Source organism: Lentzea albidocapillata (genome assembly GCF_000719115.1).
Classification (GTDB): domain Bacteria; phylum Actinomycetota; class Actinomycetes; order Mycobacteriales; family Pseudonocardiaceae; genus Lentzea; species Lentzea albidocapillata.
Genome location: NZ_JOEA01000016.1, coordinates 132638 through 150305, shown reverse-complemented (window position 1 = coordinate 150305; position 17668 = coordinate 132638). Strand labels below are relative to the sequence as shown.

At 69.4% G+C, this 17668-nt stretch carries 18 protein-coding genes; 5 read left to right on the top strand and 13 right to left on the bottom strand.

Annotated features, from left to right (window positions below; genetic code table 11):
• Window positions 1-7 precede the first annotated feature (7 nt).
• Window positions 8-1264: a threonine synthase gene (gene thrC, locus IG04_RS0126610; protein ID WP_030479452.1), complete on the top strand. Its 1257-nt coding sequence runs from the start codon at window positions 8-10 to the stop codon at window positions 1262-1264.
• On the opposite strand, the gene IG04_RS0126605 is transcribed toward thrC, so the two are convergent.
• The 11 genes from IG04_RS0126605 to IG04_RS0126555 form a co-directional block, all read right to left on the bottom strand.
• Window positions 1265-4129, bottom strand: a complete 2865-nt coding sequence (locus tag IG04_RS0126605) for a DNA internalization-related competence protein ComEC/Rec2 (protein WP_084402193.1) — start codon at window positions 4127-4129, stop codon at window positions 1265-1267.
• 276 nt (window positions 4130-4405) lie between these two features.
• Complete coding sequence (locus IG04_RS0126600) at window positions 4406-4723, bottom strand: hypothetical protein (RefSeq protein WP_030479450.1); 318 nt, start codon at window positions 4721-4723, stop codon at window positions 4406-4408.
• Entirely contained in the window at window positions 4720-5418 is a 699-nt protein-coding gene (locus IG04_RS0126595) for a ComEA family DNA-binding protein (protein WP_030479449.1), read from the bottom strand. The genes IG04_RS0126600 and IG04_RS0126595 overlap by 4 nt, the downstream gene beginning before the upstream one ends.
• An 87-nt stretch (window positions 5419-5505) precedes the next feature.
• Window positions 5506-6399, bottom strand: a complete 894-nt coding sequence (locus IG04_RS0126590; RefSeq protein WP_051770735.1) for a DegV family protein — start codon at window positions 6397-6399, stop codon at window positions 5506-5508.
• Between the two features lie 20 nt (window positions 6400-6419).
• Window positions 6420-7133: a diglucosylglycerate octanoyltransferase gene (octT, locus tag IG04_RS0126585; protein WP_030479447.1), complete on the bottom strand. Its 714-nt coding sequence runs from the start codon at window positions 7131-7133 to the stop codon at window positions 6420-6422.
• Window positions 7130-7735: a histidine phosphatase family protein gene (locus IG04_RS0126580; protein WP_030479446.1), complete on the bottom strand. Its 606-nt coding sequence runs from the start codon at window positions 7733-7735 to the stop codon at window positions 7130-7132. The genes octT and IG04_RS0126580 overlap by 4 nt, the downstream gene beginning before the upstream one ends.
• 8 nt (window positions 7736-7743) lie before the next feature.
• Entirely contained in the window at window positions 7744-8127 is a 384-nt protein-coding gene (gene rsfS, locus IG04_RS0126575; protein ID WP_030479445.1) for a ribosome silencing factor, read from the bottom strand.
• Between the two features lie 142 nt (window positions 8128-8269).
• Window positions 8270-8473 (bottom strand): transcription antiterminator/RNA stability regulator CspE, encoded by a 204-nt coding sequence (gene cspE, locus IG04_RS0126570; protein WP_030468099.1) that lies wholly within the window; start codon window positions 8471-8473, stop codon window positions 8270-8272.
• 85 nt (window positions 8474-8558) lie between these two features.
• On the bottom strand, window positions 8559-9140 hold the full coding sequence (nadD, locus tag IG04_RS0126565) for a nicotinate-nucleotide adenylyltransferase (protein WP_030479444.1): 582 nt from the start codon (window positions 9138-9140) through the stop codon (window positions 8559-8561).
• A 181-nt stretch (window positions 9141-9321) separates the two neighbouring features.
• Window positions 9322-10491: a cytochrome P450 gene (locus IG04_RS0126560; RefSeq protein WP_030479443.1), complete on the bottom strand. Its 1170-nt coding sequence runs from the start codon at window positions 10489-10491 to the stop codon at window positions 9322-9324.
• A 16-nt stretch (window positions 10492-10507) separates the two neighbouring features.
• Complete coding sequence (locus IG04_RS0126555) at window positions 10508-11773, bottom strand: glutamate-5-semialdehyde dehydrogenase (protein ID WP_245816728.1); 1266 nt, start codon at window positions 11771-11773, stop codon at window positions 10508-10510.
• Between the two features lie 215 nt (window positions 11774-11988).
• Here IG04_RS0126555 and IG04_RS0126550 point away from each other — a divergent pair, with 215 nt between their 5' ends.
• Together IG04_RS0126550 and IG04_RS0126545 are read left to right on the top strand one after the other, a co-directional pair.
• Window positions 11989-14073: a RecQ family ATP-dependent DNA helicase gene (locus IG04_RS0126550; RefSeq protein ID WP_030479441.1), complete on the top strand. Its 2085-nt coding sequence runs from the start codon at window positions 11989-11991 to the stop codon at window positions 14071-14073.
• Between the two features lie 40 nt (window positions 14074-14113).
• The gene (locus tag IG04_RS0126545; RefSeq protein WP_036015930.1) at window positions 14114-15298 is read left to right on the top strand and encodes a cytochrome P450; all 1185 of its coding nucleotides are present in this window, start codon (window positions 14114-14116) and stop codon (window positions 15296-15298) included.
• Here the strand turns inward: IG04_RS0126545 and IG04_RS0126540 are convergent.
• Window positions 15276-15686 carry an anthrone oxygenase family protein gene (locus IG04_RS0126540; protein ID WP_030479439.1) on the bottom strand — a complete coding sequence of 137 codons (411 nt, stop codon included), beginning with the start codon at window positions 15684-15686 and terminating at the stop codon, window positions 15276-15278. The two genes, IG04_RS0126545 and IG04_RS0126540, sit on opposite strands and share 23 nt — an antisense overlap.
• Window positions 15687-15768: 82 nt before the next feature.
• On the opposite strand from IG04_RS0126540, the gene IG04_RS0126535 reads away from it, so the two are divergent.
• Window positions 15769-16668, top strand: coding sequence for an AraC family transcriptional regulator (locus IG04_RS0126535; protein WP_030479438.1), 900 nt, complete (start codon window positions 15769-15771; stop codon window positions 16666-16668).
• Here the strand turns inward: IG04_RS0126535 and IG04_RS0126530 are convergent.
• Window positions 16650-17015, bottom strand: a complete 366-nt coding sequence (locus IG04_RS0126530; RefSeq protein ID WP_248782535.1) for a VOC family protein — start codon at window positions 17013-17015, stop codon at window positions 16650-16652. The two genes, IG04_RS0126535 and IG04_RS0126530, sit on opposite strands and share 19 nt — an antisense overlap.
• 56 nt (window positions 17016-17071) lie before the next feature.
• Here IG04_RS0126530 and IG04_RS42895 point away from each other — a divergent pair, with 56 nt between their 5' ends.
• Window positions 17072-17653: an alpha/beta fold hydrolase gene (locus tag IG04_RS42895; RefSeq protein WP_051770731.1), complete on the top strand. Its 582-nt coding sequence runs from the start codon at window positions 17072-17074 to the stop codon at window positions 17651-17653.
• The last annotated feature ends 15 nt before the right edge of the window (window positions 17654-17668 follow it).

Below are 17668 nucleotides of genomic sequence, written 5' to 3'. Positions count from 1 at the left end.
CCTCGCGATGACTGCTGTCACTGTGCCCACGAGCACGAAGTTCGACCTCGGCCCTGCCCGGGCACTGCTGTGCCGGGAGTGTGGGAACGAAACCCCTCTCGCACCTGAGTACGCCTGTCTCGAGTGTTTCGGGCCGCTGGAAGTGGCCTACGACTTCGGGAAGATCCGGCGTGAGGACATCGAGGCCGGCCCCAGGTCGATCTGGCGCTACCGCGGCCTCCTCCCTGTTCCGTCCACTGTGGAACAGCACCCGAACACCGATCCCGGCGGCACCCGCCTGGTCGAGGCGCACAACCTCGCCAAGGCCCTGGGCGTCCGCAAGATCTGGGTGAAGGACGACACCGGCAACCCCACGCACTCGTTCAAGGACCGCGTCGTCGGCGTCGCGCTCGCCGCCGCCCGCGAACTCGGCTTCAAGGTGCTGGCCTGCCCGTCCACCGGCAACCTGGCGAACGCCGTCGCCGCGGCCGCCGCCCGTGCGGGCTGGAAGTCCGTCGTTCTCGTTCCCTCCAATCTCGAGCGCGCCAAGATCCTCATGAGCGCCGTCTACGACGGCGCCCTGATCGCCGTCGACGGCAACTACGACGACGTGAACCGCCTCGCCCAGGAACTAGCCGCGGAGAACGAGGACTGGGCGTTCGTGAACGTCAACGTCCGCCCGTACTACGCGGAAGGCTCGAAGACGCTCGGCTACGAGGTCGCCGAGCAGCTCGGCTGGCGCCTGCCCGACCAGATCGTCGTGCCGATCGCGTCCGGCTCGCAGCTCACCAAGGTCGACAAGGCGTTCCGCGAACTCGGCCAGCTCGACCTCGTCGAAGCCTCGCCGTACAAGGTGTTCGGCGCGCAGGCCACCGGCTGCTCCCCGATCTCCGCCGCGTTCAAGGCCGGCCACGACGTCATCCGCCCGGTCCGCCCGGACACCATCGCCCGCTCGCTGGCGATCGGCGCCCCGGCCGACGGCCCGTACGTGCTCGACGCGGTGCGCCGCACCAACGGCGCCATCGACGACGTCACCGACGAAGAGGTCGTCGAGGGCATCAAGCTGCTCGCCCGCACCGAGGGCATCTTCGCCGAGACCGCCGGCGGCGTGACCGTCGCGACGGCGAAGAAGCTGTTCGAGTCGGGCCAGCTCGACCCCGACGCCGAGACCGTGCTGCTGATCACCGGCGACGGTCTCAAGACCCTCGACGCGCTCGGCGACACGATCGGCCCGCGCGCGACGGTCCCGCCGTCGGCCGAGGCCGTCATCAAGGCACTGGGTTAATCACCGCCGATCAATCACCTCCTCCGGCTCGGAGACGCGCTCGCGTCTCCGAGCCGTTTCACGTCTGGTCTGCTGGGCTTCCGGGCTTGGCAGCGCAGTTGCGAACCGAAGCCGCGGACGATGTCTCACAGGGAGATCGCGTCCGTCTTGAGCCAACCCGTGCGCGGGAAGCGTTGCAGGCCGTCCACCACGTGCGGCCCGACCGCCTCCACGGTCGCTCGCCATGCCACGATCCGTTGCGGCCACGGGGCTTCCGCCTTGAGCGCGTTGTAGTGGTAGTCGTGCCAGACGTCCGGCGCGATCCGCAGCGCGTCGTCGAACACGTGCTCCGCGACGAGGTCGTACGCCTCCTCCGGTGTCGCCGCCTTCGTCGGAGGCACCACGTGCGTGGTCGTCGCCTTGTACGTGACGGCGCGGGTGCCGTCTTCGAGCGTTTCGCAGATGCAGTAACCGAAATCGGGTTTCAGCTCGTCGTGCGGCCACGGCGTCGCCGAGTAGTTCGTCTGCCACAGCGCCCACGCGAGGCCCGGCGTGCCACCGGTAATGGGGTAGCGCGCGTTGAACAACCTGACCCAGACCATCTCTTCTCCTTCGTACGATTCGGTTTCCCGGCAACACCGCCAGGTCGCCGTCCTTGTCCGTGCGCAACACCAACGCACCTCCCGCCCGCAACACGTCGATGACGTGCGGGCTCGGGTGCCCGTACCTGTTGCCCGCGCCGACGCTCACCAGCGCCACCCGAGGCCGCACGGCCTTCAGGAACGCGGGCAGCGAGTACCGCGAACCGTGGTGCGGCACCTTGAGCACCTCGGCGCTCAGGTCCCGCTCCCCCAGCAACGCCGCCTGGCCGGCCAGTTCGACGTCACCGGTGAGCAACACCCGGCCCGCCCTCGTGTGCGCCCTGATCACGAGCGAGTAGTCGTTCACCGTGGTGTTCTCGGCCTCGGCGATCGGCGGCCGCCTCGGTCCCATCACCTCCAACTCCAGTCCTGGCAGGACGAACCGCTCGCCCGCCTTCGGCTCCACGACCCGCACGCCGTGAGCGCGCGCCCGTCCGCCGACCTCCCTCCACGCCCACGCGGGCTCCCTGAGCGGCCCGACCGCCACCGCCCCGACCGCACGCCCGGTGAGCACGGCGTCGAGGCCGCCGACGTGGTCCGCGTGCAGGTGCGTCAGCACCACCAGCGGAATCCTCTTGATTCCCAGCGTCTTCAGACACCGGTCGACCGCCCCGGGATCGGGCCCGGTGTCGACCAGCACCGCCGTGTCGGCGTCGTCGGTCGCGAGGACCAGCGCGTCGCCCTGACCCACGTCGCAGCTGACGACCTTCCACCCGTCGGGCGGCCAGACCGGCGCCACGACTCTCAGCGGCACCAGCACCACGAACCCGCCGACGAGCACCGCGATGACCAACGTCCGTGTCTTCTTGAACCGCAGCAACAACACGACCACCGCGGTCACGACCGTCAGCGCGAGCGCACCGGCCCAGCCGTCCGGCCAGCCGACCGCCGCGCCGGGCACGGCCGACGCCTGCCGCCCGACCGTGATCAGCCAACTCACAGCAGGTCCGGCGACATGGGTGACCACCTCTGCCACCTGAGGCGAGAGCGGCGCGACGGCCGCCGCCAACACGCCCAGCACGGTCGCCGGCGCGACCACCGGCCCGGCGACGAGGTTGGCCACGACCGACACCAGGCTCACCTGTCCGGAGAGCCCGGCCACCACCGGCGCCGTGGCCAGGCTCGCGGCCATCGGCACGACGATCGCCTCAGCCAGCCCGTTCGGCACGCCACGCCGTTTGAGTGCCCGCGCCCACTTCGGCGCGACGAGCACCAACGCCGCCGTCGCCACCACGGACAACGCGAACCCCGGATCACCACCCAGCGCCGGATCGTGCAACACCAGGACGAGCACCGCCGTCGCAAGGCTCGGCACCGCGGACCGTTGCCGGCCCAGCACCAACGCCAGCAACGCGACGGCACCCATGACAGCGGCCCTGAGCACGCTCGGCTCCGGCCCGGCCAGGATGACGAACCCGACCAGCGCCGTCAGGGCGGCGAACGCCGCCGGACGCGGACCGAGGCGTCTGGTGAGCAGGTAGACCGCCCCGCAGACGATGGCCAGGTTCGCCCCGCTCACCGCGAGCAGGTGGGCGAGGCCGGCGGTCCGGAACTCCTCCACGATGCGCGGCACCATCTGCTCCGTGTCGCCCACCACGAGGGCCGGCAGGAGCCCGGCTTCCTCGTCGCCGAGGACTTTGCTGGCCCGTCTCAGGCCGTCGCGGAGTTCGTCGGCCCAGCTCTGCCAGACCGGTGCCGGCCGCGGGTCCTGCGGCGGACCGCGCACCCTCAACAACGCCGACGCCAGGTCGCCGCCCCTGGATGGCGCGAGGGTGCCTTTGACCGTGACCTTCTGACCTGGCAACAGATCTCGCCACTTGTCCGCCGGAGCCAGCAGCACCAACTGGGCGCCGTTCGCCGTCGCTCTGATCACGACGTTCTCCACGCCTGCCTGGGTTCCGCCGAAGCCCGCGGCGCGGATTCCCTTCGGTCTGGTGGTGAGTTCGACGGTGAGGGTGGTGCTGCGGCCTTCGTCGGCGGCCAGGCGGAGTGGGTGGGACTCGGCTCGCAGGACGTTGCCGCCCACCCAGGCCGCGGCGACCGGACCGGAGATCAGGAGGGCTATCGCGCAGGTCCTGTTCCACCAGGCTCTTCGCCACGCCATGAGGCCGACGGCTCCTGCTGCCAGGCCGGTGAACACTGCCGCCTGCCAGCTCAGGAAGAGACCGGCCACGGCTGTGGTCCAGACTGCCGCGGCTGCCGGGACCAGGCGGAAGTCGTGGGCTACCGGGTGTTTGCGAGCCATCGGCGCCTCCCCTGTCCGGTGGGAGGTCTCGGGTCAGGGGTGGGGCTGCCCTGCCGTGGTCGCGGAAGCTTCGGGGGACGGTGCGGGAGGGACTGCGCCTGCACTTGGGGGTGCCTGGCAGCGGGGTGGTGCCAGGCGGTGTCGATGCGCGGGAGACGGGTGATGCGGACTGACGGCATGGCTGACTCCGATCGGTGACGGAAAGTGGGCTCCGGGCTGAGACCGCGGCTCAGAACGCTGTAGGCGCGGCTCGTTTTCCTTGGTACGGCAGCAGGTTCAGGGCTGCTGCACGGTTGCAGCGCACATGCGGCACTGCCGTTGCACGACGTGCGGAGCAGCGGCGGCCGGAGCAACGAGTGGAACAAGCGGAGCCGGGCGCGGCGGGAAGGACGCGGCCAGCAGGTGGCGGAGCGCGGTGTTCAGCGGGCGGCGCCGGCGGCGGGGCGAAGTTGGGGAGCGGTGCAGGGGGAACGTGACGGCCAGCGGGCGCGCGAGGTGGTTGTGGTCCGCTGGGAAGCGGGATGGGCTGGTCAGCTGGAGGTACTGGGCCCTGGTGCGGTGGTAGAGGGCCAGGGCCTTGTTCACGAGGGTCATGTGTGGACCAGGTCGGCCAGCTTGGCCAGCTTCGATTCGCCGATGCCCTCCACGTCGCGGAGTTGGTCCACCGACGCGAACGGGCCCTTGCGGGTGCGGTGCTCGACGATGCGTTGAGCCGTCACCGGGCCCACGCCGGGGAGGCCGTCCAGTTCGGTCGCGCTGGCGGAGTTCAGGTTCAGCTTCGGCTGGGCCCCACCGGCCTGTGCCGCGCCTGCCTGAAGCGGGGGCGGGATGCCCACCGCTATCTGTTCGCCGTCGGTGAGTTTGCGGGCCAGGTTCAGGTTGTACAGGTTCGTGCCCGGCTTCATGCCTCCGGCGAGGCGGACGGCGTCGGCGACCCGGGCGCCCGACGGTGCTGTGATCAGGCCTGGGGTGGCCACCTCGCCGACCACGTCCACGACCAGTTCGGGGGCCGGGACCGTGGTGCTCACCAGGGCCAGGTCCGGGGCCGGCTCGGCGGCGGGACTCTGCCACCAGCTGCCCAGGCCTATCACCGTGCACGCCACGGCCACGCCGAGAGCGAGCAGGCCGCGGCGCGGGAGGCGTGGCAGGCGGAAGCGGCGGCGGGGCGAGCCGTGTTCGTCCGAGTCCTCTGATCGTGCGTAGACCAGGGTCGGGTCGGCTCTCACCTTGTCGGCCAGGGCGGCCAGGCGTTCGGTCGGGAGGGAGTCCTGGTGGGAGCGGGGGAACATGCGAGCGACGTTACGGAGCGGGATGGGTGGGGAGGTGGGGTGAGTTCCGGGGCTGTGGATTACTCGCGGGTTGTGGACAGGTCGCGATCACTCGCGCATCGAGGACGGGGAATTGTCGGGGGTCTGTGGGAGGCTGTCGGGTCCTCCCGGCAGCACCACGACGCCCAGCACGCCTGGGCCCGTGTGCGCGCCGATCACCGCGCCGACCTCCGAGATCACGCATCCCGTGGAGCCGGGCAGCCGTTCGTCCAGGCGGGTCGCCAGTTCGGCGGCGCGTTCGGGAGCGGCCAGGTGGTGCACGGCCAGTCCGACGGGACCATCGCCCGCCGCGGCCGCCGCCAGGTCGACCAGACGGCCCACCGCGCGGCTCATCGTGCGCACCTTCTCCAGCGGCACGATCCGGCCGTCGTCCATGTGCAGCAACGGTTTCACGGCCAGCGCGGTCCCCACCAGTGCCGCCGCCGTACCGATCCGCCCGCCTCGGCGCAGGTAGTCCAGCGTCTCCAGGCAGAAGAACATCCGCGTCTGGTGAGCGGCCGCGGAAGTAGCGTCCTCGACCTCGGCGTGCGAGCGCCCGGCGGCCACGGCCGCACATGCGCGCAACACCGAGAACCCGAGCCCCATGCCCGTCGACCGCGAGTCGACAACGCGAATCTGAGAAGGACCGATCTCCTCCGCAGCCAGCCGCGCGGCCTCCCACGTCCCGGACAGCTCACGAGAGAGATGCACGGACACGACCGCGTCTGACGACGACAGGGCCTCTCGGTACACGGCCGCCATCTCGCCCGGCGTGGGACGTGACGTGGTCACCCGGCGGTGCTCGGCGAGGGCACTGGCCAGTTCGAAAGGACCGAAGTCGACGCCGTCGAGGCGTCCGGCACCGTCCACCGCGACGTGCAGCGGCACCACGGTGATCGCATGGCGCTTCGCGAACCCCTCGGGCAGGTATGCCGTGGAGTCGGTGACGATGGAGATGCGCACGAGCGACGAGCCTACGGGGCTCACTCCTCCGAGGGACTCAACGCCACGGACGAGATCAATGCGGCCATCGCGTTGCCCACGAGTTCGTGGCCCTCCCAGCCCCAGTGCATTCCGTCCGGGTTCCCGGCACCGGACCGTACGTGCTCCCCGATCACGGCAGGCAGGTCCAGCAACGGCACGTCCGCACCCGCGGCCCAGCCACGCACGGCCGCAACCGCAGCCGCGTGCCCCTGATGGGCGTACGCGTACGTAGCCGCGCGATGCACCGACGGCACGATCCCGACCGCCGGCATCGTGTACTGGAGATTGCGAACGGACTCCAGCATGTCCCGCAGATAGCGCGCGGTCAGCGCAGGAGGTAGCGACGCCCGCGTGTAAGGCGCCAACCGTGGCTGCACGAACTGATACCGCGCACGAACCCACCGCCGCAGCCAGTCCGGCCGCACATAACGCAGCCCCTCGCGCAGATACGTCGGCAACGGCGAGGGCAGCGTGTCCATGCTGCCCACCGCGAACACCAGCACGTCCGTACGAGGCAGCAACGACCAGATCCGCGGATCCCCGGTCAACGCCCACCAGGCGTCCCGCGCCGTCCACCCGAACCCGGCCGCCAGCTCCGCCGAACCACCCAGCGTCTCGGCACAGATGTTGTGCCACAGGCGTGGATGATCAGCGGGCAGCGGCCCGGAAGGCCCGAAGAACGACAGCGAGTCCCCGAGGACGAGCAGTCTCAACGCGTGGTGCCCGCGTTGTACGACGTCAGCCGCCAGAGGTCGTTGCGCCGCGTGAACACCGTCCAGTGGCAGTTCGAGATGCCACCGAGCTGCGACCAGTTCTCCACCGGCAGGCCGAGCAGCCGTCCGGTCAGGGCGCTGATCAGGCCACCGTGCGCGCACAGCAGCACGGTGCCGGAGAACTCCGAGTCCACCTCGTGCACGACCTTGATGGCCCGCTCGGCCACCTCGACGCGCGACTCGCCGTCGGGCGGCACGAAGGTCGGATCGGTGCGCCACACCGTGACCGCGCCTGGCCACTCCCGCTCCACCTCGGCCACGTTCAGGCCCTGCCACTTGCCCAGGTGGGTCTCGCGCAGCCGTTCGTCGATCCGCAACGGAATGTCCGTCGACGAGGTGAACACCCCTGCGGTGTTGCGCGCGCGTTGGAGGTCGGACGCCACGACGATCTCCGGTTCGAACCCGGCGAGCACCGGCACGGCGAACCTGGCCTGGTTCAAGCCGGTCTCGGTGAGCGCCGAGTCCAGATGACCCTGCAGACGACCGGTCGCGTTGTAGTCGGTCTCACCGTGCCGCCACAGCACGAGCCGGCTCAGGGCCATCAGCTACCTCATTCAGCCGTGGAGTCGGCGGGTGCGTCCGCTTCGAACTCGATGCGCGGGCAGTCCTTCCACAGCCGCTCCAGGCCGTAGAAGCTGCGCTCCTCCGTGTGCTGGACGTGCACCACGACGTCCACGAAGTCCAGCAGCACCCACCGGCCCTCGCGGGCCCCTTCGCGGCGCACCGGCTTCGTGCCGGCCTCCCGCAGCTTCTCCTCGATGTTGTCGACGATCGCTCCGACCTGCCGCTCGTTGTGAGCGGACGCGATCACGAACACGTCGGTGATCACGAGCTGGTCGGAGACGTCGAGCACCGTCACGTCGTGCGCCTTCTTGTCGGCCGCTGCGTTCGCCGCGACCAGCGCCAGCCGTCGTGCCTCGTCGGTGGCTGCCACGTCACTCCTCTGACTTCCGGCGAGCGTCGATACGCCCACACGAGTTACTGAGGGTACCGGCGCGCGCCAACGGGTACTTCACACCCACGCATGACGAAGGCCACCTCAGCGCCCTGAGGTGGCCTTCCCCGGTGCCGAAGCCTTAGAGCGGGCGGACCTGCTGGGCCTGCGGCCCCTTCTGGCCCTGTCCGACCTCGAACTCGACCTTCTGGTTCTCCTCGAGCGAACGGAAACCCTTGGACTGGATCTCCGAGTAGTGCACGAAGACGTCGGCCGAGCCGTCGTCGGGCGCGATGAAGCCGAAGCCCTTTTCGGCGTTGAACCACTTCACGGTGCCTGTAGCCAAAGTCTTGCCTTCCACGAACCAGCAACAACCCGCTGATTGTTGCTCCCCGAGCGCTCCAATGCACGCAAAATCCACTCGAACGTGGTTACGAGTCGGAGTACAGGCCTGTTTTAGCGATGTATTGGACGACACCGTCGGGGACCAGGTACCAAACGGGCTGCCCGGATGCAGTACGCGCGCGGCATCCGGTCGAAGAAATCGCCATGGCCGGCACCTCGACGAGCGACACCGAGCCGGGCGGCAGGTGGCGGTCGTTCAGCGCGTAGCCCGGACGGGTGACACCGATGAAGTGGGCGAGCTCGAACGCGTCCGCCGCGCGCTTCCACGACAGGATCTGCTCCAGCGCGTCCGCACCCGTGATGAAGAACAGGTCGGCGTCCGGGTACTGCTTCTTGAGGTCCATGAGCGTGTCCACGGTGTACGTGGGGCCCTCACGGTCGATGTCCACCCTGCTGACCGAGAACCGGGGGTTGGAGGCCGTGGCGATGACCGTCATCAGATAGCGGTCCTCGGCGGCGGAGACCTCCCGCGACGCCTTCTGCCAGGGCTGACCCGTCGGCACGAAGATCACGCGGTCCAGGTCGAACCTGGCCTGTACCTCGCTGGCAGCCACGAGGTGGCCATGGTGGATGGGATCGAACGTGCCACCCATGACGCCGATGCGCATCAAAACAGCGTAGACCGGCGCCGGGCCGCTCCCATGGCCCAACGCCGGTCGTGCTGATCACACCGCACGGCTCAGGGGGAGGACGAGCCGTGCGGGGCGCGGCCCACCCCGAAGCAGAGCCGCGCGCATAGGAGGAACGTGCCGGCCGCTCCCCCATTACGCGACTGACCCAAGATTTTTCTCACCAGGCCACGACAAGCCTCAGCGGACCCCTGACCAGCGAACCCCTGCGGAACTCGACGGGCTCGGCGAGCCGCAGACCGGGCAGGCGGCGCAGCAACGTGCCCAGCGCGACCTGCAGTTCCATCCGCGCGAGCTGCGAGCCGAGGCAGAAGTGGATGCCATGGCCGAACTGCATGTGCTGGCCGACCTCGCGCTCCAGGTCCAGCTCACCGCCGTTGGCGTACATCGCCTCGTCGCGGTTCGCCGACGACGCGACCACCAGCACGGTGTCGCCTTCCTTCACCAGCGCGTTGCCGACCTGGACGTCCTCGGTCGCGATGCGGGGAAAACCGGCGCCACTGCCCAGCGGGATGAACCGCAGCAGCTCCTCGATGGCGTTCGGGAGCTTGTCGGGAGCCTCACGCAGGCTCTTCATGGCGTCCGGGTGCTCGAACAGCGTCACGACGCTGTTGGCGAGCATGTTCGCCGTCGTCTCGTGGCCAGCGACCAGCAACGTGATGCCGAACCGGACGAGTTCGTCCTCGCTCAGCCGGTCCTCGTTGTCCCGTGCGGCGACGAGCGCGCTGATCAGATCGTCCGTGGGGTGCGCACGGCGTTTCGCAACGAGTTCGGTGAAGTAAGCGTGCAGCTTCGTCACGCCGTCCATCGCCTCTTCAGGCGTGTGGCCACCGACCGTGGACAGCGCCTGGTTCGACCACCTGCGGAAGTCCTCGCGGTCCTCGAACGGCACGCCGAGCAGCTCGCAGATGATCGTGATCGGGAACGGCATGCTGAAGCCCTCGACCAGGTCACCGGGGTTGTCCAGGCGGTCGAGCAGCTCGTCGGTGATCTGCTGGGCGCGCGGCCGCAGTTCCTCGATCCGGCGCACCGTGAACGCCTTGGACACCAGCCTGCGCATGCGCGAGTGGTCCGCGCCGTCGTGCGTGAGGATCGACCCGCCCGGCGCGATGAGGGGCTGCATCCGAGGCACGTCCTGGCCGACCGTCCGCGCACGACTGAACCGCGGGTCGCCCAGGACGAACTTCGTCTCTTCGTAGGACGTGACGAGCCAACCCTCGCCGCCGTACGGGTACGTCACGCGCGAGACGGGCTCATCGCGCCGTAACCGTTCATAGGTCGGATCGAGGGTCAGGCCGTCAGTTTCGGAGAACGGATAGGTGGGAGCCATATCTCCGAACGTAGAGCTACGCCTTCGGGCGTGTGTGTCCTTCGCCCCACACGACCCATTTAGAGGACGTCAGCTCAGTCAGGCCCATCGGACCGCGTGCGTGCAGCTTCTGCGTGGAGATGCCGATCTCCGCGCCCATGCCGAACTCCGCTCCGTCGGTGAAGGCCGTGGAGGCGTTGACGAACACCGCCGCCGCGTCCACACGGGCGGTGAACCTGCGTGCTGACGCGACGTCGTTCGTGACGATCGCCTCGCTGTGGCCGGAGCCGTACGTCGCGATGTGCTTCACCGCGTCGTCCAGCGAGTCGACGACCTTCGCCGCGATGTCGAGGCTCAGGTACTCGGTGCCCCAGTCGTCGTCGTTGGCGGCGACCACGTCGGACTGCCGGGCGAACTGCTCGTCGCCGTGGATGGTCACGTTCTCCTGCTGCAGCGCCTTGGTGATGCGCGGGACGAACTCCGCCGCGACGTCCTTGTGCACCAGAAGGGACTCCGCCGCGTTGCACACGCTCGTGCGCCGCGTCTTGGCGTTGAGGACGATCGCCTCGGCCATGTCGAGGTCGGCGTTCGCGTCCACGTACACGTGGCAGTTGCCGACGCCGGTCTCGATCGTGGGAACCGTCGCCTGCTCGACCACGGCGTTGATCAGACCCGAGCCACCGCGGGGGATCACCAGGTCCACCAGGCCGCGCGCGGTGATGAGGTGGGTGACGGACGCGCGGTCGTGGCACGGCAGGAGCTGCGCGCAGTCGGCCGGCAGATTCACGCTTTCGAGTGCGTCGCGCAGGACGGCGACGAGCGTGGTGTTGGAGTGCTCGGCGGTCGAGGAACCCCGCAGCAGCGCGGCGTTGCCCGACTTCAGCGCGAGACCGGCGGCGTCGACCGTGACGTTCGGGCGGCCCTCGTAGACCATGCCGACGACGCCCATCGGGACGCGGACCTGCTTGAGCTCCAGCCCGTTCGGGAGGATGCCGCCGGTGATCACCTGACCGACCGGGTCCGGAAGTCCCGCAACGGTTTCCAGGCCGGTGGCGACGCTGTCGATGCGTGCTTCGGTGAGCGTGAGCCGGTCCAGGATGTTGTCCGGGAGACCCGCTGCCCTGCCGGCTTCGAGGTCCTTCTGGTTGGCCTCGATGATCTCTGGCGCACGCTTGCGGAGCGCGGCGGCCATCTCGAGCAGCGCGGTGTCCTTGCGCTCACGGGTGGCGAGGACGAGTTCGTCGGCGGCGACACGGGCGCGGCGAGCTGCCGCGTGCACCTGATCGCGCAGGTCATCAGTCACGCTGCACAGCTTACGACCTGGTCCGGGACGCACTGGAGCGAGTTTCCGACGCCCGCGAGTTCGCGTCGGTCGTCCGGCCACCGATTCAGGTCAACCGCCGAAGGCGATTCGGCCCGAATCGGTGGCCGGACGACCGACTTCACGGCGAACTCGCCGCCGTCTGCGGAGCAGCGGCAAACAGACACTGTCAGAGTGGCCTGGCAAGCTTGCGCCTCATGGACGACATCGCGTTGCGAGGACTGGCGGAGGAACGGCTCCGGGCACTGGCGGGCCCTGGGGCGGAGCTGCGCGAGGACCAGTGGACCGCGATCCACACGCTCGTGGCCCAGCGGCGCAGAGCGCTCGTCGTCCAGCGCACGGGCTGGGGCAAGTCGGCCGTGTACTTCATCGCGACGGCGTTGCTGCGTCAGCTCGGTGAGGGCCCCACGGTCATCGTGTCGCCGTTGCTCGCGTTGATGCGCAACCAGATCGACGCGGCGGCGCGGGCCGGTGTGCACGCGGTGACGATCAACTCGGCGAACCCCGGCGAGTGGGACGCCGTGCAGGAGCAGGTCGCGGCCGGCGAGGTCGACGTGCTCCTGGTGAGTCCGGAACGGCTGAACAACCCTGACTTCCGCGATGCGGTGCTGCCGTCGCTGACGGCGTCGGCGGGCATGCTCGTCGTCGACGAGGCCCACTGCATCTCGGACTGGGGCCACGACTTCCGGCCGGACTACCGCAGGCTGCGGACGTTGCTGACGGAGCTGCCACCGGGCGTGCCGGTGCTGGCGACGACGGCGACGGCCAACAACAGGGTGGTCCACGACGTCACCGAGCAGCTGGGGCTCGGCGCCGACGAGGGGACGCTGGTGCTGCGCGGGCCGCTGGACCGCGACAGTCTGCGGCTGTCGGTCGCCATGCTGCCCACGGCGGAGTCCCGCCTCGGGTGGCTGGCCGAACAGCTCGACCGCATGCCGGGTTCCGGGATCATCTACACGCTCACGGTCGCGGCGGCGGACGACATCGCGGCGTTCCTCGCCTCACGCGGGTTCGCGGTGGCCGCGTACTCGGGCAAGACCGAATCCTCGGAGCGTGAACGCGCCGAGGAAGACCTGCTGAACAACAAGGTCAAGGCGCTCGTCGCCACCTCAGCCCTCGGCATGGGTTTCGACAAGCCGGACCTGGGGTTCGTCGTGCACGTGGGCGCCCCGTCCTCCCCGATCGCGTACTACCAGCAGATCGGCCGTGCGGGCCGCGGCGTCGAACGGGCCGAGGTGGTCCTGCTGCCGGGCCACGAGGACCGCGACATCTGGGCGTACTTCACGTCGTTGGCGTTCCCGCCCGAGGTGGTGGTGCGGCAGGTGCTGTCCGCGCTCGACGGCGCGAGCAAACCGCTCTCGACCGCGGCGCTGGAACCCATGGTCGAGCTGTCGCGCGGCAGGCTCGAGGTGGTGCTGAAGGTGCTGGACGTCGACGGCGCGGTCCGGCGCGTGCGTGGCGGCTGGGAGTCGACCGGCCGGCCGTGGGAGTACGACGGTGAGCGGTACGCGCGCATCGCCCAGGCGCGCAAGGCCGAGCAGCAGGTGATGATCGAGTACCAGCGCACCGACGCGTGCAGGATGAAGTTCCTGCAGGACCAGCTCGACGACCCGACCTCGCACGAGTGCGGCCGCTGCGACAACTGCACCGGCGAGCGGCTGTCGGTCGAGGTGTCCGAGGTGGCGGCGGAAGCGGCTCGCGAACGGTTGCTGCGTCCCGGCCTGGACGTGGCACCGCGCAAGATGTGGCCGACGGGCATGAGCGCGATCGGCGTCCCGCTGTCCGGCAAGATCCCCGCGACCGAGGTGGCGGCCACGGGCAGGGCGCTCGGCCGCCTCACCGACATCGGCTGGGGCAACCGGCTGCGCGACCTGCTCGCGGACGGTGCCGACCGGGAGATCCCGGACGACGTGTTCGCGGCGTGCGTGAAGGTGCTGACGGCGTGGGGCTGGGACGAACGACCGGTAGGCGTGGTGACGATCGGTTCGCGTCGGCGCCCGGAGCTCGTCGGCAGCTTCGGGCACAAGATCGCGTCGATCGGGCGGCTGCCGTTCCTGGGCACCGTGTGGCTCGGTGAGTCGACGCACCGGGCCAACAGCGCGCAGCGGCTGGCCGGGCTGGTGCGGGCGGGCGAGACACCGGATCTGTCCGGTGTGGACGGTCCGGTGCTGTTGGTGGACGACCATATCGACACCGGGTGGACCATGACGGTGGCGGCTCGGATGCTCAGGAAGGAGGGGGTGTCCGCCGTGCTGCCGTTCGCGCTGGCGGTGACGAACTGACGGTGCCGGACCGACCCTGCTGTGTGGCACTGTCAGCGGCATGACTCCGGACGTCGTGCGGTACCGGCAGGCCGACTTCCTCGCGAGCCTGTACCGGCGGTTCGGGCCGGTCGTGCGGATGGGGCCCTACACCTACCTGCTCGGGCCCGAGGCGAACCGGTTCGTGTTCGCCCACTCCGAGCTGTTCGAGGTGGAGCGGGCGTTCCAGTCGCTGGTGCCGGTGGACGGACCCACGTCGTTGATCGTGAGCGACGGCGAGGACCACAAACGGCGGCGCCGGTTCGTGCAGCCCGCGCTGGCGCACCGGCAGATCGCGAGCTACGCGCCGGTCATGCGGGCCAACGCCGAGGCGACGATCGACGCGTGGCGGCCGGGCGAGACGGTCGACGCGTACCAGGAGTTCCGCCGGGCTATCCGGCGCAGCACGATCCACGCGTTGTTCGGCGAGGAGCTGGCACAGGATTCGGACTTCTTCGGTGCGCACCTGCAGGTGCTGATCAACCTGATCGACCGCAACCCGGCGGTCGTCACGTTGCTCAGGACGATGAGGGCCCCGGCCTGGCGCAACGCCATGCGGGCGCGCAGGGCCGTCGACGCTCGGGTGTACCGGGCGATCGAGGAGACGCGCCAAGGCAAGACGGCCGGTGACGTGCTCACCTCTCTCGTGGAAGGTGACGGGCTGAGTGATCTGGAGGTGCGCGACCAGATCGTCACGCTGATCGCGGCCGGGTACGAGACGACCAGCGGCGCGATGGCGTGGGCGGTGTTCAACCTGTTGCGGCACAACGGGGTCTGGGAGCGCGCGCAGCAGGACGACGACTACCTGGGCAACGTGGTCAACGAGACCCTCAGGCTCTATCCGCCGGCGGTCGTCTCGGCGCGGGTCGCGACTCAGGACTTCGAGTTCGCCGGCAAGAAGATCAGGCAGGGCACGTTCCTGCTGTACAGCCCATACGTCACGCATCGGCTGGCCGAGGTGTTCCCGGACCCGCTGAAGTTCAACCCGGACCGGTGGGAGACCAAGCCCGCCCTGCACGAGTTCCTGCCGTTCGGCGGTGGCCCGCACCGCTGCATCGGCGCCGGGCTCGCCACGACCGAGCTGACCGTGATGCTGAAAGCGTTGCTGCAAAAGCCGAAACCCGAACTGCTCCCCCAACGCCTCACGCCGACCGGGCTCGCCGCGATGCGACCCAAGCACGGCCTCAGAATCCGAGTAGCAGGGTGACCATCGAGGCGAGACAGGCGACGGCGCGCACGTGGTTCCAGATCGTCCACGTGCGCAGGTACTGCGGCCAGTAGGCGTCGTCGGTCTGGTCGAGACGGTTGTTCATCGGCACGTTGACGAACATCGTGAGCAGGACGCAACCGACGACGTAGAGCAGGCCACCGGCGATCCTGCCCTGGAAGACCTCGATGCCGCACAGCACGGCGTTGCCGAGGAACACCAGCAGGAACAGCGGGTTCTGGATCCGGACGTTGATCCGGCGCATCGCTTCGCGTGCCGCGGAGGCAGGCAGGTCGGCGAGGCCGGGCATGACAGCGACGGAAAAGGCGAAGAACAGCCCGGCCATCAGGCCGGAAGCGGCGGCTGCGATCAGCGTGATTGTCCCCATGGCGCTCACTTTGACCGCTGAGCGCCGGACTCTCAATGACAATTCATCGCGCGGGCTTGCTCGTTCGTCCAGAATCAACGGCATGACCGACGCACTGGGCGAGGCACTGCACCTGTTGAGGATGTCCGGCACCTTCTACTGCCGCAACGAGCTCACCGAGCCGTGGGGCGCGACGATGCCCGACATGGCGGACTGCCTGTGGTTCCACGTCCTGACCAGCGGCCGCTGCGACGTCGAGGTCGACGGCCAGGTCATCTCGCTCGAGCCCGGCGACGTGTTGCTCGTCCCGGGTGGGCAGCGGCACCGGTTGTTCTACGGCGAGGCGGAGTCGCCGGTCGTCACGACGCTGCCGCACGAGTTCGAGACCGACAACTACGCGATCCTGCGGCACGGTGGCGGCGGCCCGGTGACGCACCTCGTGTGTGGTGCGGTCCGCTTCGACCACCCGGCCGCGAAGCACCTCATCAACGTGCTGCCGAACGTGCTGTACGTGCGCCGCGCCGACGACATGCGCGCCACGATCGACCTGATGGCCGCCGAGGCACAGGCCGTGCGCCCCGGCGGCGAGGCGGTCATCACCAGGCTCGCGGACGTGCTGGTGATCCAGACGATCCGCTCGTGGCTCGCCAACGACCCGGCCGCGCGCACCGGCTGGCTCGGCGCGTTGCAGGACCAGCAGATCGGGCAGGCACTCGCGCTGATCCACCGCGATCCCGCGCAGCCGTGGACCGTCGAACGCCTCGCGCACCAGACCGCCATGTCACGGTCGGCGTTCGCGGCGCGGTTCACCGAACTCGTCGGCGAACCGGCCATGCGCTACGTCACGCGGTGGCGCATGCACGTCGCGATGAATCGGCTGAAGGACCGCGACAGCACGGTCAGCGAGGTCGCCCGCGGCCTCGGTTACGAGTCGGAGGCCGCGTTCAGCCGGGCGTTCAAACGGATCGTCGGGGTGTCTCCCGGTCAGGCTCGGGCGGGCTGAAGCAGGTCCCAGCGGTTGCCATAGAGGTCCTCGAACACGGCCACACGGCCGTAGACCTCGTCGCGCGGCTCCTCGCGGAAGTGCACGCCAAAAGCGACCATACGGGCGTGGTCGCGGTCGAAGTCGTCGGTGTTCAGGAAGAACCCGACGCGGCCACCGGTCTGGTCGCCCACCCGTGCCTGCTGCTGACCTGTGTCAGCCCGTGCCAGCAGCAGCGACGTCCCCTCGCCCGCCGACACCACGACCCAGCGCTTGTCGCCCTGCGGAAGGTCCTCGACCAGCGTGAACCCGAGTCCCTCCACGTAGAAGCGAATTGCTTCGTCGTAGTCGCGGACCACCAACGTCACCAACCCAATAGATCGCACGGCGATGAGTATCAACGACGAGAGAGGTCTGCCTGCACATGACTCTTGTACTCCTGCACCCCGGCGGCGCCGACCCGTCCGCGTTCAGCCCGCAACTCGACGCGCTCACGGGCTTCGACGTGCACGCACCACATCGCGTCGACCAGGCCACTCAGGACCACACCGAGATGGCCCAGGAGACCGTGGCGTTCCTGGAGAAGACCGGGCCCGCCCACCTGCTCGGCTGCAGCGACGGCGCCACAGTCGCACTCCTCACCGCCGTGCTCAGGCCAGATCTCGTGCAACGGCTTGTGGTCGTGTGCGGCGTCTTCCACCACGACGGCTGGGACCCGGCCACGGAACTGACGCCGATGCACCGCCGTTCGCCCGCGCTGACCGAGAAAGATCTCGGGAAACTGCCGAACCGAACACTGATCATGATCGGCGATGACGACGAGGTGACGCTGGAGCACGCCACAGCGATGTACCGGGCGTTGCCGAACGCCGAACTCGCAGTCGTTCCCGGCACATCGCACGGTCTGCTGCACGAGAAACCTGCGCTGTGCAACGCGATAATCGTCGACTTCCTGACCAACGATCCAGTCCCGACAATTGCCCCAATAAGGCGCGCCAGCGCATAACGGTCAACTTCGCGC

Coding starts and splice junctions, on each gene's coding strand:
- thrC (WP_030479452.1), top strand. CDS start 8: ATGACTGCTGTCACTGTGCCCACGAGCACGAAGTTCGACCTCGGCCCT.
- IG04_RS0126535 (WP_030479438.1), top strand. CDS start 15,769: ATGACCGACGCACTGGGCGAGGCACTGCACCTGTTGAGGATGTCCGGC.
- IG04_RS0126580 (WP_030479446.1), bottom strand. CDS start 7,735: ATGGCCCTGAGCCGGCTCGTGCTGTGGCGGCACGGTGAGACCGACTAC.
- IG04_RS0126560 (WP_030479443.1), bottom strand. CDS start 10,491: ATGGCTCCCACCTATCCGTTCTCCGAAACTGACGGCCTGACCCTCGAT.
- IG04_RS0126600 (WP_030479450.1), bottom strand. CDS start 4,723: ATGACCCTCGTGAACAAGGCCCTGGCCCTCTACCACCGCACCAGGGCC.
- nadD (WP_030479444.1), bottom strand. CDS start 9,140: ATGCGCATCGGCGTCATGGGTGGCACGTTCGATCCCATCCACCATGGC.
- IG04_RS0126550 (WP_030479441.1), top strand. CDS start 11,989: ATGGACGACATCGCGTTGCGAGGACTGGCGGAGGAACGGCTCCGGGCA.
- IG04_RS0126605 (WP_084402193.1), bottom strand. CDS start 4,129: ATGGCTCGCAAACACCCGGTAGCCCACGACTTCCGCCTGGTCCCGGCA.
- IG04_RS42895 (WP_051770731.1), top strand. CDS start 17,072: ATGACTCTTGTACTCCTGCACCCCGGCGGCGCCGACCCGTCCGCGTTC.
- IG04_RS0126545 (WP_036015930.1), top strand. CDS start 14,114: ATGACTCCGGACGTCGTGCGGTACCGGCAGGCCGACTTCCTCGCGAGC.
- IG04_RS0126540 (WP_030479439.1), bottom strand. CDS start 15,686: ATGGGGACAATCACGCTGATCGCAGCCGCCGCTTCCGGCCTGATGGCC.
- IG04_RS0126595 (WP_030479449.1), bottom strand. CDS start 5,418: ATGTTCCCCCGCTCCCACCAGGACTCCCTCCCGACCGAACGCCTGGCC.